This is a genomic window from Mesorhizobium sp. RCAM 05099 (assembly GCF_059683685.1).
Genome location: NZ_CM185035.1, coordinates 225,234 through 238,161, shown reverse-complemented (window position 1 = coordinate 238,161; position 12,928 = coordinate 225,234). Strand labels below are relative to the sequence as shown.

At 65.0% G+C, this 12,928-nt stretch carries 11 protein-coding genes and 1 pseudogene; 7 read left to right on the top strand and 5 right to left on the bottom strand.

Annotated features, from left to right (window positions below):
• The first annotated feature begins 175 nt into the window (after positions 1-175).
• The 3 genes from AC56QQ_RS01100 to AC56QQ_RS01090 all read left to right on the top strand — a co-directional run bounded on the left by AC56QQ_RS01100 (position 176) and on the right by AC56QQ_RS01090 (position 2,520).
• On the top strand, positions 176-985 hold the full coding sequence (locus tag AC56QQ_RS01100; protein ID WP_489858941.1) for a transglutaminase-like domain-containing protein: 810 nt from the start codon (positions 176-178) through the stop codon (positions 983-985).
• A gap of 99 nt (positions 986-1,084) precedes the next feature.
• Positions 1,085-2,050 carry a cation diffusion facilitator family transporter gene (locus AC56QQ_RS01095; protein WP_497125224.1) on the top strand — a complete coding sequence of 322 codons (966 nt, stop codon included), beginning with the start codon at positions 1,085-1,087 and terminating at the stop codon, positions 2,048-2,050.
• Between the two features lie 65 nt (positions 2,051-2,115).
• A complete protein-coding gene (locus tag AC56QQ_RS01090) occupies positions 2,116-2,520 on the top strand; it encodes a GFA family protein (RefSeq protein WP_497125223.1) in 405 nt (134 codons plus the stop codon).
• Positions 2,521-2,526: 6 nt separating this feature from the next.
• On the opposite strand, the gene AC56QQ_RS01085 is transcribed toward AC56QQ_RS01090, so the two are convergent.
• The gene (locus AC56QQ_RS01085) at positions 2,527-3,795 is read right to left on the bottom strand and encodes a DNA recombination protein RmuC (RefSeq protein WP_489858944.1); all 1,269 of its coding nucleotides are present in this window, start codon (positions 3,793-3,795) and stop codon (positions 2,527-2,529) included.
• 103 nt (positions 3,796-3,898) lie between these two features.
• Between AC56QQ_RS01085 and def the strand changes: the two genes are divergently transcribed.
• The 4 genes and pseudogenes from def to truA all read left to right on the top strand — a co-directional run bounded on the left by def (position 3,899) and on the right by truA (position 6,767).
• Positions 3,899-4,429: a peptide deformylase gene (gene def / locus AC56QQ_RS01080; RefSeq protein WP_497125222.1), complete on the top strand. Its 531-nt coding sequence runs from the start codon at positions 3,899-3,901 to the stop codon at positions 4,427-4,429.
• A 4-nt stretch (positions 4,430-4,433) separates the two neighbouring features.
• Entirely contained in the window at positions 4,434-5,369 is a 936-nt protein-coding gene (gene fmt / locus AC56QQ_RS01075; protein WP_497125221.1) for a methionyl-tRNA formyltransferase, read from the top strand.
• A complete protein-coding gene (locus AC56QQ_RS01070; protein ID WP_497125220.1) occupies positions 5,366-5,875 on the top strand; it encodes a GNAT family N-acetyltransferase in 510 nt (169 codons plus the stop codon). The genes fmt and AC56QQ_RS01070 overlap by 4 nt, the downstream gene beginning before the upstream one ends.
• A 131-nt stretch (positions 5,876-6,006) precedes the next feature.
• A pseudogene (truA, locus tag AC56QQ_RS01065) lies at positions 6,007-6,767 on the top strand (tRNA pseudouridine(38-40) synthase TruA).
• Positions 6,768-7,008: 241 nt separating this feature from the next.
• Here the strand turns inward: truA and AC56QQ_RS01060 are convergent.
• The 4 genes from AC56QQ_RS01060 to dapE form a co-directional block, all read right to left on the bottom strand.
• The gene (locus tag AC56QQ_RS01060; RefSeq protein ID WP_497125219.1) at positions 7,009-8,619 is read right to left on the bottom strand and encodes a PEP/pyruvate-binding domain-containing protein; all 1,611 of its coding nucleotides are present in this window, start codon (positions 8,617-8,619) and stop codon (positions 7,009-7,011) included.
• On the bottom strand, positions 8,616-10,577 hold the full coding sequence (locus tag AC56QQ_RS01055) for a DUF47 family protein (RefSeq protein WP_497125218.1): 1,962 nt from the start codon (positions 10,575-10,577) through the stop codon (positions 8,616-8,618). The genes AC56QQ_RS01060 and AC56QQ_RS01055 overlap by 4 nt, the downstream gene beginning before the upstream one ends.
• A 496-nt stretch (positions 10,578-11,073) precedes the next feature.
• A complete protein-coding gene (locus tag AC56QQ_RS01050; RefSeq protein WP_497125217.1) occupies positions 11,074-11,673 on the bottom strand; it encodes a transporter in 600 nt (199 codons plus the stop codon).
• Between the two features lie 5 nt (positions 11,674-11,678).
• On the bottom strand, positions 11,679-12,872 hold the full coding sequence (gene dapE / locus AC56QQ_RS01045; RefSeq protein ID WP_497125216.1) for a succinyl-diaminopimelate desuccinylase: 1,194 nt from the start codon (positions 12,870-12,872) through the stop codon (positions 11,679-11,681).
• Between the last annotated feature and the right edge of the window lie 56 nt (positions 12,873-12,928).

Here is a 12,928-nt window from a genome sequence, read left to right as displayed (position 1 = left end):
AACAAGAGAATCGCCCGACCGCAAGGGGCGGCGGCTGCTCGCTCGCGCCGGCCCTCCGCTGTCAACCGGTTTTCCCCTCGTAAAGCGGTTCGGACCATGCCATGCTGTTTATCTCACTGCAGCATCAGCCTGGGTTTTCGCCGGGCGACTGACGGGCAGGCAGGTCAGGACGACAATGCGAATCCACATCGGCTGCGAGATGAGCTTCGACTTTCCACAGGAAACGCCGCTCATCGCGATGCTGAATGTCCACTATTCCCGCGCATCCGATCTCGAGCGGCCGGATTTCCTGACCTCCAACCCGCCAGTGCCGATCGAAAGCTATCGCGACAGCTTCGGCAACTGGTGCAACCGGTTCGTCGCCCCGCCCGGACGCTTCACTTTCGGCACCGACGCGGTGATCCGCGACCCCGGCACCTTTGAGATGGGCGACCTGATGGCCTGGCAGCACGAGGTGCGCGACCTGCCGTCGGAGACGCTGCTGTTCTTGCTGCCCAGCCGTTTTTGCGAGAGCGACCTGCTGGCGAGCGAGGCGTGGCGGTTGTTTGGCCACACGCCGCTCGGCATCCCGCGCGTGCAGGCGGTCTGCGACTTCGTCCACAATCATATCGTCTTCAGTTACGGCAATGCGCGACCGACGCGCACCGCGGCGGAAGCCTATCGCGAGCAGAGCGGTGTGTGCCGCGACTTCGCCCATCTTGCCGTTACCTTCTGCCGGGCGCTCAACATCCCGACGCGCTACTGCACCGGCTACATCAGCGACATCGGCATGCCAAAGCCCTGGTCCAGCATGGATTTCGCCGCCTGGATGGAGGTCTATCTCGGTGGCCGCTGGCATGTCTTCGACCCGCGCAACAATGCGCCGCGCATCGGCCGCGTTCTCATCGCCTCCGGCCGTGACGCCGCCGACGTGCCGCTGACCCATATCTTCGGACCGGGCACGCTCGCCGGCTTCAAGGTGTGGACCGATGAGATCGTCGAGTAGGCACCGACCCTGAACGACTGGCCGGTTCGTGCGTTGTGGATGGCTGTGGAGCTTCGACAGGGGCTCCGCTAGGCTCGGAACTCCAACAGGGAACACACGATGGCCGGTCATGGCGGATCGAAAAGGGTCATCTACGCGGCGCTCGCCGGCAATCTCGCCATCGCGTTGACCAAGTTCGCCGCCGCCTTCTTCACCGGCAGTTCGGCGATGCTGTCGGAAGGCGTGCACTCGCTGGTCGACACCGGCAATGGCGGGCTGCTGCTCTACGGCATGCACCGTGCCGCCCGCCCTGCCGACCGGACGCATCCGCTCGGTCATGGCCGCGAGCTCTATTTCTGGAGTTTCATCGTCGCCCTTCTCGTCTTTGCGCTCGGCGCCGGCGTCTCTTTATACGAAGGCGTCATCCACATCATGGCCCCCGAACCGGTCGCCAACGCCAAGCTGAACTACATCGTTCTCGGCCTTTCCTTCCTGTTCGAAGGCAGCTCCTGGCTGGTGGCGCTGAAGGCGTTCCGCCAGCAGAAGGGCAAACAGGGCTGGTTGCGGGCCGTGCAAGCGAGCAAGGACCCGAGCGTCTACACGGTGCTGTTCGAGGACAGCGCAGCCCTGCTCGGCCTGATCGTTGCCTTCGCTGGCATCCTGGCGGCGGAATTGCTCGACATGCCTGAGCTCGATGGCGCCGCTTCGATAGGCATCGCGCTTATCCTTGGCGCGACGGCGATTTTCCTGGCGCGCGAAAGCAAGAGCCTGCTTTTGGGCGAACCGGCCTCGCCCGAAGTGCAGAAACAGGTGCTGGCCATCGTCCAGCAAGACCCGGCGGTGCAGCGGGCGAACGGTGTACTGACGCTGCATATGGGACCGGCGGAGATTGTCGCTGGCCTGAGCATCGAATTCGAGGATCATCTGACGGCGCCGGAGATCGAAGCCTGTGTCGAGCGCCTCGAGAAGCGGCTGAAGACAGAGATGCCTGAGATCATGCGGCTGTTCGTCAAGCCGCAGACCACTGGCACCTGGGAGCAGCGGCGCAAACTGCTCGTATCCGCATCCGATCCGGCTCTGGACTAGCGCAGTGCCGTTGCCTCGCAGCCTTGGCCCGCTATGATCCAAGGGTGGATTTTGGAGGAGCGGCGATGAAGATCGACGGCGGATGCCATTGCGGCGCCATTGCTTACGAGGCGGAGGTCGACCCGGAAAAGACCTCGATCTGCCACTGCACGGATTGCCAGCAACTGACCGGCACGGCTTTTCGCGTGACGGTTCCGGCGCCCGAGGATCATTACCGGATCACCAAGGGTACGCCGAAGATCTATACCAAGACCGGGGCGAGCGGCGCCAAGCGCGCCCAAGCCTTTTGCGCCGACTGCGGTTCGCACCTTCACGCCACGTCGGTCGGAGATGGTCCAAAGGTCTATGGAATTCGAGTGGGAACCGCGCGGCAACGCGAGGATTTGATCCCTACACAGCAGAAATGGCACCGCTCGGCGCTGCATTGGCTGCCGGAATTTCACGGCATGACCATCGTCGAGGAGCAGTAGCGCGGCTCAGTCGTCGCCTTCGACAACCCTCAGCCTGAGCTGTCCGGTCTTCGAATCGGCGACGCGCGCGCCGCCTTCGACTTTCGCAACCGGTGCCGACGAGGCCCCGCCAGTGCCGTCTTCCGCAGGCTGCGCGCCGAACTCCAGCGCCTCGATCTTCTGGCCGCGCTTGGTCACCTTCGATGTCGAGACGAGGATGTCGTCGATGTCCTTGGCCGACTGGCCGAAATGGACCTGCAATTTGCGCACCCGCTCGTCGACGCGCGCGACATCCTCCATCAGCCGGATGACTTCGCCCTGAATCAGGTGCGCCTGCTCGCGCATGCGGGCGTCCTTGAGGATCGCCTGGATGACCTGGATCGACAGCATCAGCAGTGACGGCGAGACGATGACGATGCGGGCGCGGTGCGCCTTGTGGACGATCGCCTCGAAATTCTCGTGGATCTCGGCAAACACCGATTCCGACGGCACGAACATGAAGGCGGTGTCCTGCGTCTCGCCCTGGATCAGGTATTTTTCCGATATATCGCGGACATGGACCTCGATGTCGCGGCGGAAAGCCTGCGAGGCGGCCTTCTGCAACTCGACGCCATCGGCGGCGCGGATGGCATTCCAGGCCTCCAGCGGGAATTTGGCATCGATGGCAAGCGAGGGCGCGCCGTTCGGCATCTTCACCAGGCAATCGGGCCTGCTGCCGTTGGACAGGGTCGCCTGGAATTCGTAGGCGCCATGCGGCAGGCCGTCGGCGACAATCGCCTCCATGCGCGACTGGCCGAAGGCGCCGCGCGTCTGCTTGTTGGAGAGGATCGCCTGCAACTGCACGACCTGGCCGGCGAGCGACTGGATGTTGCCTTGCGCGACGTCGATGATCGCCAGCCGCTCCTGCAATTTGGCCAGGCTCTCATGCGTGGATTTGGTCTGCTCGGTCATGGTCTGGCCGAGGCGGCCGGTCATGGCGTCGAGGCGCTGGCCGATCGACTGCGTCAGTTCCGCCTGCCGTGCCCCGAACACCTCGGCGATGGCACCCATGCGGCCCTGCATCTCGGATTGAGACTGCAGAATGCCGGCCATCCGCGCCTCTGCATCGCGCGCATGGTCGGCGGCTTCCGCGGCCGCCACGGCGCGCGCCTTGGCCGACCGCCACAGCGCGATGACGAGCGCCACGAACAGGCCGAGAAACAGCAACATGGTGAAAGCCAGCGCATGGCCGAGCGTGATCGTGGAGGCGCCAAGCCGGGCGACGGGCTCCGAAAGGATGGATGTCAGGTCATTCATGTGGACAGCATAGATGATTCGGCATGTCGGCACAGATCAAAACGTGAACACCAACCAGGCGCCCCGGTTGACGCTTTTCGCTGGACGTCTTACGTGGAACGCCATGCCTATCAAGCCGCTCATCATCCTTCCCGACCCCATCCTGCGCCAGGTTTCCAAGCCGGTGGAGCACGTCGACGCGCCCCTGCGCAAATTAGCCGACGACATGCTGGAAACCATGTATGACGCACCCGGCATCGGGCTCGCGGCGATCCAGATCGGTGAACCGCTGCGCATGCTGGTGATCGATCTCGCCAAGGAAGACGAGACACCGGCGCCGCATGTCGTCATCAACCCGGAAATCCTGGAGAGCGCCGACGCGCGCTCCGTCTACGAGGAAGGCTGCCTGTCGATCCCGGACTACTACGCCGAGGTCGAACGTCCGGCGGCGGTGCGGGTCAGGTACCTCGACCGCGACGGCAAACTGCAGGAGATCGAAGCCGAGGGGCTGATGGCGACCTGCCTGCAGCACGAGATCGACCACCTCAACGGCGTGCTGTTCATCGACCACATCTCGAAGCTGAAACGCGACATGGTGGTGAAGAAATTCAAGAAGCTCGCCGGGGACAAGGCGCCGGGCAAGCTGGTGGGATAGGGGAATGCCCCTCCGCGTCATCTTCATGGGCACGCCGGAGTTTTCAGTGCCGACGCTGCGCGCGATCGGCGATGCCGGACATGAGATATCAGCCGTCTATACGCAACCGCCACGCGCCGCCGGGCGGCGCGGGCTGGAGCTGACGCCGTCACCGGTGCAGCGCGAGGCAGAGCGGCTTGGCATCGAGGTGCGCACGCCGTTGTCGCTCAAGGGTGAGGCCGAGCAGGCGGCTTTGCACGCCCTGCGGGCCGACGTCGCCGTGGTCGTCGCCTACGGTTTGCTGCTGCCGAAGGCGGTTCTCGAGGCGCCGCGGCTCGGCTGCATCAACGGCCATGCATCGCTGTTGCCGCGCTGGCGCGGGGCCGCGCCCATCCAGCGCGCCATCATGGCGGGCGACCGCGAAACCGGCATGATGGTGATGCGCATGGAAGAGGGGCTCGACACCGGCCCGGTGGGAATGGTTGAAAAATGCCCCATCGAACCCGATATGACGGCCGGCGACCTGCATGATCGGTTGATGGGCGTTGGTGCCGCACTCATGGTGGAAGCGCTGGCGCGGCTGGAAATGAACACCCTGACATTTACCCCCCAAGCGGTGGAAGGGGTGACCTACGCCAAAAAAATCGATAAATCGGAGACTCGCGTGGACTGGAATCGCTCGGCGACCGAGGTCCACAATCACATTCGTGGCCTGTCGCCCTTTCCCGGTGCGTGGTCCGAGATTGAAATTGGCGGCCGCCCGGAGCGGCTGAAACTGCTTCGCTCGGTGCTTTCGCAAGGCGCGGGCGAGTCGGGAGGAATTCTCGATGACCAGCTGACGGTCGCCTGCGGGGCAGGCGCGATCAGGCTGGTCGAAGTTCAACGGGCGGGCGGAAGGCCCGCTGCCGCGTCGGAATTCCTGCGCGGGGCCAAGATCGAAAAAGGAATGAAATTCTCATGAGCATGATGTCGATACGCGCGGCGACGCCGCGGGATCGCGAGGCCATCCGCCTCGTCGAGGAACACGCTTTCGGCCAGCAGGCGGAGGCCGGGCTGGTCGACGCGCTGGTGACCGGCGGCGACGCCGTTACCGAACTGGTGGCGGAAGAGGACGGACAGGTTGTCGGCCACATCCTGTTTTCCCGACTGTTTGTCCGCAATGGCGGCAAAAGCTTTGCGGCCGTGGCGCTGGCACCGTTGGCGGTGGAGCCTTCGTTCCATGGCAGCGGTATCGGCGGCGCGCTGATCCGTGAGGCGCATATCCGCCTCAGGGACGCTGGCGAGACGCTGGCCGTGGTGCTGGGTGACCCGGTCTATTACAGCCGCTTCGGCTACAGCCACGCACGCGCCGAAAACTTCGAGAGCGAGTACCAGGGCGAGGCGCTGCAGGCGCTGGCCTGGGGCGACGCGCCGGAAGCCGGTAGGCTGGTCTACGCCTCGGCCTTCGGCTCGGCACTCGCCGCATAAGCGACAACAGCCCTGGAGCCGGATGATTTCAGGTCGAATCGACTTGAAATCTGAACCCGCCTCTAACTCAAAGGGATAGAGCATGATGTCGTCCGAAGACCGCTTCACACTTTTCGGCATCATGCTCTAGCATGCCGCGTTTTCGCCTCGACATCGAATATGATGGCAGCCTGTTTGCCGGCTGGCAGCACCAGGCGGATCAGCCTTCGGTACAGCAGGCGATCGAGCAGGCCATCGAGAAATTCTGCGGCGAAGAGGTCAGGTTGCGCGCCGCCGGCCGCACCGATGCCGGCGTGCATGCGACGGCCCAGGTGGCGCATGTCGACCTCGCCAAGGCATGGCCTGATGACAAGGTGCGCGACGCCGTGAACGCTCATCTTCAGGCTGCCGGCGCACATGTTGCCATCCTGAAGGCGATGGCTGTCCCGGACGATTTCGACGCGCGCTTCTCGGCCACCGGCCGCCACTACCTCTACCGCATCCTCAACCGCCGTGCGCCCTCGGCGCTGGAAAAGGGCAAGGTGTGGTGGGTGCCGAAGCGGCTCGACGCCGTCGCCATGCACGAAGCGGCGAAAGTTCTGCTCGGCCGGCATGACTTCACCACCTTCCGCTCGACGCAGTGCCAGGCCAACAGTCCGGTTCGGACGCTGGAACGGCTCGATGTCAGCCGGACGGGCGACATGATCGAGGTAAGAGCCTCGGCGCGGTCCTTCCTGCACAACCAGGTACGCTCGATGGTCGGCTCGCTGAAACGCGTCGGCGACGGCGGCTGGACCGTTGCCAACCTCCAAGCGGCGCTCGAGGCGCGCGACCGCGCCGCCTGCGGCCGGTGGCGCCGCCCGATGGGCTGTTTCTCGTCGGCGTCGACTATCCGGAGACCGACCAAAGCTGAGCGACGGCGGAATCGGTGAGCACCAGGTCCGACCCGATCACCACGTCGGCCGCTTCGGGCGTCAACGCGAGCGTTCCACTTCCTGTGCCAACACCATGGGCCTCCGAGGCCCCAATCGCGGCCGGCGCGACTGCTGATGCGTCTGGCACGGCAATCTCGTCCGATGGCCTGCCGGGGACGAGAATGTCGCGAGCGACCAAATCAGGCGAGACACAGGCCGATTGGTCCAGCGCCAGGCATTTCATCCCTTCGTCGCGTGCAGTCGGTCGAGCCGCTGCAGCAATTCCGCCGGCACCTGCTCGGCGGTGCGCGATGCGCCCGCGAAAATCGTGCCGCTGTTGCCGTCAAGGGTGATCACCGCTCCGGGATCGAGCCATGTGTCGCCGAAACCGATTCGGTCCCTCGATTCGTCGATACGCATTGCCTCGCAGCCGACGAGGCAGACCTTGCCAAGCTGCCGCGCCACCACGGCCGCATGGGACGTACGCGCTCCGTGCCGGGTGAGCAGGCCCTGCACGCGCTCGAGCAGTGCAATGTCATCGGTCTCGGCGTTCTGCCGCGCGAGGATCGCCGGTTTTCCTTCCGTCTCGAGCGCCGCGACCTGTGCCTCGTTGAGGGCAACCACGCCGCTGACAACCCCGCTGGAGGCGGTCGCGGCATGGCCGAGCACCGTCGGCGCCGCGCCGTCCTCGGCCACGATGATGCGCGTCGTCAGCGCCGCGGCGTCGAGGCCGGCGGTGCGGAGGCAGGCGGTTTCCCGGTCGATCAACCCTTCCTCCGCCATGTCGAGGGCGATGCGGGCGGCGGCCTGCGGCGTACGCTTGCCTTCGCGGGTTTGAAGCAGGAAGAGCTTTCCGTCCTCGATCGTGAACTCGAAATCCTGCATGTCGCCAAAATGCCGCTCGAGCGCGGCCGCCGCCTCGACCAGTTCCTCCCAGACGCGCGGTGCGATCGCTGCCAACTGGTGGTGGCCCTGCGCGCTGCGCCGGCCGCTGACCACATCCTCGCCCTGCGCATTGAACAGGAAATCGACCCAAGGGGCGGGATTGCCGTCGCTGGGGTTTCGAGTGAAGCCGACACCGGCCCCGGACAGCCCGCCCGCATTGCCGAACACCATGCGCTGGACCGTCACCGCCGTGCCCATGCCATGGCTCAGTCCGCGCATCTCGCGGTAGGCGATGGCCTTGGCGCTCGACCAGGACCGGAACACTGCCGCGATCGCCGCTTGCAACTGCGCGACCGCGTCCTGTGGGAAGGCTTCGCCCGCAGACCGCCGATAGGTCTCCAGGTGCCGCTGCGCGAGATCGCGCAGCACGGCGAAGTCGAGCATGCGCTCTTCCTCGTCCAGCCGCACGGCGTCGAGGTCGGCCTCGAAGTCGGTCGCGTTGACACCCGCCACCACCTCGCCGTAGCCGGCGATCAGGCGGCGATAGGCGTCCCACGCCAGCCGCGGATTGCCGGTCGACCGGATCAGTCCCGGCAGCGTCGCCTCGGTCAGGCCGATATTGAGCAGCGTCTCCATCATTCCCGGCATCGATACCGGCGCTCCGGAGCGGACCGACAACAGAAGCGGTCGGCGCGGATCGCCAAAGCCAAGGCCGGTCGCGGCCTCGAGCCGGACGAGTGCATCGTGCCAGAGTGCGGGTCTTGCCGTCTCCGGATGGGCGCACAAGCCGGTGCCCAGCACGAAGGCCGGCGGCACGTTCAGCCCGAGCGCCGCCATCCGTGCAAGGTTGTACGCCTTGAAGCCCATTGTCTCGGGCGAAGCCGCTTTTTCCAGCGGCTTGCCGGCCACGATCAGACCAAGCTGAGCCGAACCTTCTGGCGGAGTGCTCGTCGATGCGCCGCTCACGCTCGCCTTCCCTGGTTGCCGGCGCCGACCCGGGTGAGGACGAGGCCGCGCATCGCGTAGCCCGTGCGCAGCAGCGCGTCGGTGGATGCTTCCAGCGCGGCCGCGAAATCAGTGCCGAGGCTGAGCGTGGCCGCGTCCGAGACATTGCGCACGAACAGGCGCCTGACCTCGCGCGTCACCGCATCGCACGCCTTTTCGGCATCGACCACCCGCCAGCAGGCGGCCAGAAATTCATCCTGGTCCTGCGCGAGGCTCGCTTCGTTGAGCGTGCGCGCGATGGCGAGCGCCTTGACATGGTCCTGTGCCGCCTCAAGCACCTTGTCGGCCAGCCGGCGCAGCGCGGTGCGCAGTTCGTCGCTCCAGCCATGATGATTGTCCTCGGCGATCAGCGACAGGATGAAAACGGCCTCCTCCAGCGCATCCGCCGCATCGTCGGCGCATTCGATCAGCTGCAGGACGGGCAGCCAGCGCGCGTTGCCCGCGGCCTGGTCGCGCAGGCGCATCACCAGATGATCGGCCTTGCGTTCCCAGATCTTGGCGCGCTCCGATAGCTTTCGAGCGGCCTTGACGTCTGTTTCGTGGCCATACGCCAGCGCATCGCGTATGCCTTCGGCCAAGGCGTGGCAGAAGGCGGCGTGCTCGCCGAGAAGCGCGAACTCGTCCCGGTGACGGCGGACATGGCGCGACAGCAGCAGCCGGATCTGGTCGGCGATCAGGGCGGCGGTCTGATTCACCTGCATGGCATGGGAGGAAAGCACGAGCGCCTCGGTCAGGAAATCCTGCGCCTCGGCCGCGCCCAGCACGCTGTCCAACCGGTCGCCGATCCGGAAATGGTCCGGCGACAGCGCTTCCATCGCGTCGAAGACCAGTTGATCGGCCCCGGCCATGAGCCAGCCCATATGGCCTGCCTCGCGATGGGCTGCCTCGGTCAGCACCGCGATGGAAAGCGGCTTGGCGACAAGCCGGTTCAGCCGCTTGCGTGCCCGGTTCCAGTCGATCAGGAAGACGATGCGCGCGCCCAGACCCTCAAGGGCCGCGTCGGCCGCCGCGAGATCGGCGCAATCGAAGCGCGCCGTGCCGACGACGTAATCGGCGCCCGAGTTCAGACCGGCGCTGCGCCGCGCGCCGACGTCCGACCATTGCGCTCCAATCTCCGACAGAAGGCCCTGGAAGAAGGCAAAGCGACGCTCGTGCAGGTCCGAATAGGTGAGCGTGATCGAAGAACCCTCGATCTGGATCACCAGCACATGCACGTCGTTGGTGCCGATGTCGTTCTGGATGAGCAACCGCGCCCCGTCGCGCGTCGCCGCCGTGTCGAGACCGGGATGGTCGAATTTGAGCCTGCGCGTGCGGTTCAGCCCACGCATGAAGGCAGCGACGCGGGGGCGGTCGTCGGCATCGAGCTGCCAGACATGGGCACCGTCGACCGTATCGTCCGACATGTCGACCGCCAGCCGGTTCAGGCTCTTGTGCAGATCCATCACCAGAATGTGGAACGTATCGCTCTCGCCCCGCTTTCCGCCCGTCAGCGCGTGCATTTGGGCGTCGTCGAGCACGCCCGCATTCAACTGGTCCAGCCAGTCGCACCAATGATCGACCCGCGCGATTTGCGCCTTGTGGTCGGCATCCGCGCTGCCTTCCAGCGGCCGGGCCATCAGGCGGATGTCCTCCCCGAGCAGCTTGCCAAGTCGCGCCAGGTCGGCAAGATGCAACATCCCGCCCTCCAGCCAGGCTGTCGCCTGCATCTCCATGAGCCACGGCGCGTTGATATGGGCGGCCGCATAGTCGCGACGCAGGTTGGATAGCGGAGCCGCGCCATCCGCGGCATGGGCAGCCGCGGCCTGAAGCGCGGTCAGTGCGAATTTCAGCCGGTCATTGGCCGCAAGCGCGCCGGTGATCCGGGCCGGCAGTAGCAGCTTCGATTGGCCGAGCGCGGCGACAACATCCACCTTTTCCATCTATCAGCCATCCATCCTGCCAGAATGATACATTGTTAGATTCACTGCCTCGTTGTCCGCGTTCCAAAGTTTATCGAAATCAGAAGCCGGCTTACTAAAGGAGATCGAAGCACTATCATAATCTTGTCATGATAAATATACTCTGGAGTCCGCACTTCATCGTTGATCTGGCGCAAAGCATTCGTTGGAAGACTTTCCAGGAGTGATCGATCGCAAAACGGAAGCTGCCAAGATGAGCATCGTGCCCGGCAATGCCCTTCATCCCGCAGGGGTGGGCAAATGTCTCAAATCACGGCCCTTCTCAGCCCTTTCGGCTGAGGCAAGTCGGGATTGCGGCTCTGTCCGAATGGCGCCGACGAGATTTGGTGGGCATGCGAATGCCAGGCCGGGCTCACCCGGACGGGTCGATATCCGCGATCCCGGCACTCGACGCGCGTTGCCTCGGCTGGATCGCGCAGGAATGTTATGAACACCCTGATATGGCGGTGGCCCAGGCCTAGATGTCAGCCGGCACGGTGATGCCGAGCAGCATCTGCAGCCCGAACAGCACCATCAGCGAGGCGATGAACATGCCAACGAAAACGGCGGTGCCGACCGCGGCACCCTTGCCGATGGAGGCATTGGTCATGCGCCAGGTCAGCACCATCGACAGCGCGAACAACAGCAGCGACACAAGGCTCGAGATCTGGCTCGCGGACGTCAGGAAAAGCCTGATCAGCGCCGAGGGCAGCATCAGCCAGGCGGTGATGGCCGAAGCCCAGTTGCTGGCAACGACATAGTGGACGAAGCGGCTGCCTATGCCGGCACGCCGCGCGACCAGGGCAAGAGCGATCAGCGGCAGCACCCAGGAGCTGATATCGACCGTAGCTAGGCGGACGAGCATGCCGAAGCGTCCCGCGAACGCATTGGGATCGCCGATCTCGTTGGCAATGCCGACCCAGCCGACGATCAGCGCCGGTGCGGCAACGACGATGGCGAAAAAGGAGTTCCAGAAACCGTCGGCCGACAGGTCGAGCAGACGCAATCCGTCGACCTTGCCGAGCATAAGCCGCCAGGCGCCGGTCAGCGAAGCTTGGGTCTCGTCCGCCGAAAGCATGCTGCTCAGCCCTGTCCGAACCAGTCGTCGATGAAGCGCTGGTAGATTTGCGTCAGCGTTTCGAGATCGGCAATGGCGACACGCTCGTCGACCATGTGCATGGTCTTGCCGACCAGGCCGAACTCGACCACCGGGCAGTAATCCTTGATGAAGCGCGCGTCCGAGGTGCCGCCCGAGGTGGACAGCGCCGGCTTCCTGCCGACCACCGCCTTGACCGAACCACTCAGCGTTTCGATCAGCCTGTCGTCGCGGGTCAGAAAGACATGGCTCGGCCGATCGCGCCAGACAAGGTCGTAGTCGACCGGCGTCTTCTTGCCCGGCCGGTATTTCTTGCGCTTCGCCGCCTGGTCGAGGCGGTTGTGAATTTCAGCCTGGATCGTCTCGGCCGTCCAGGTGTCGTTGAAGCGGATGTTGAAGGTGGCGGTCGCTTTTGCCGGAATGACATTGGTGGCCGGGTTGCCGACATCGATGGACGTCACTTCCAGGTTGGTCGGCTGGAAATCCTTTGTTCCCTTGTCGAAGACGGGATGCAGTAAGGCGTCGACAAGGCCCATCAGCCCGCGCACCGGATTGTCGGCAAGCTGCGGATAGGCGGCATGGCCCTGGCGGCCATTGACGGTGATGGCGCCCGACATGGAGCCGCGCCGGCCGATCTTGATCATGTCGCCAAGCGCATCCGGGTTGGTTGGCTCGCCGACGATCGAGGCATCCCACTTCTCGCCCTTGGAAGCCGCCCACTCGAGCAGCTTGACCGTGCCGTTGATGGCAGGGCCCTCCTCGTCGCCGGTGATCAGCAGCGAGACCGAACCTTTCGGACCACCCTTTGTCTCGACATGGCGCGCCACGGCGGCGATGAAACAGGCAATGCCGCCCTTCATGTCCACCGCGCCGCGGCCATAGATCTCGCCATTGGCGATCTCGGCGGCGAAAGGCGGATGCGTCCAGGCGGCTTCGTCGCCGACCGGCACCACGTCGGTATGGCCGGCGAACATCAGATGCGGGCCGTTGCCGGAACGCCGCGCAAAGAGGTTCTCGATATCGGGCGTGCCGTCCTCGGAGAACACCGGCCGGTCGACCAGGAAGCCGAGCGGCTTCAGCATCGTTTCCAGCGCGGTCAGCGCGCCGCCCTCAGCGGGCGTCACCGAAGCACAACGGATAAGGGTGGCGAGGTTTTCGGCGGGATCGGTCGGCAGCGTCATGGCAAAAGCGATAGTCGAAAGCGGAAGGCCTGTCACGGCCAGACATAGAGGCCAGG

Coding starts and splice junctions, on each gene's coding strand:
- AC56QQ_RS01085 (WP_489858944.1), bottom strand. CDS start 3,795: ATGAATGACCTGACATCCATCCTTTCGGAGCCCGTCGCCCGGCTTGGC.
- AC56QQ_RS01090 (WP_497125223.1), top strand. CDS start 2,116: ATGAAGATCGACGGCGGATGCCATTGCGGCGCCATTGCTTACGAGGCG.
- AC56QQ_RS01050 (WP_497125217.1), bottom strand. CDS start 11,673: ATGCTTTCGGCGGACGAGACCCAAGCTTCGCTGACCGGCGCCTGGCGG.
- AC56QQ_RS01070 (WP_497125220.1), top strand. CDS start 5,366: ATGAGCATGATGTCGATACGCGCGGCGACGCCGCGGGATCGCGAGGCC.
- AC56QQ_RS01055 (WP_497125218.1), bottom strand. CDS start 10,577: ATGGAAAAGGTGGATGTTGTCGCCGCGCTCGGCCAATCGAAGCTGCTA.
- AC56QQ_RS01095 (WP_497125224.1), top strand. CDS start 1,085: ATGGCCGGTCATGGCGGATCGAAAAGGGTCATCTACGCGGCGCTCGCC.
- AC56QQ_RS01100 (WP_489858941.1), top strand. CDS start 176: ATGCGAATCCACATCGGCTGCGAGATGAGCTTCGACTTTCCACAGGAA.
- dapE (WP_497125216.1), bottom strand. CDS start 12,872: ATGACGCTGCCGACCGATCCCGCCGAAAACCTCGCCACCCTTATCCGT.
- fmt (WP_497125221.1), top strand. CDS start 4,434: ATGCCCCTCCGCGTCATCTTCATGGGCACGCCGGAGTTTTCAGTGCCG.
- def (WP_497125222.1), top strand. CDS start 3,899: ATGCCTATCAAGCCGCTCATCATCCTTCCCGACCCCATCCTGCGCCAG.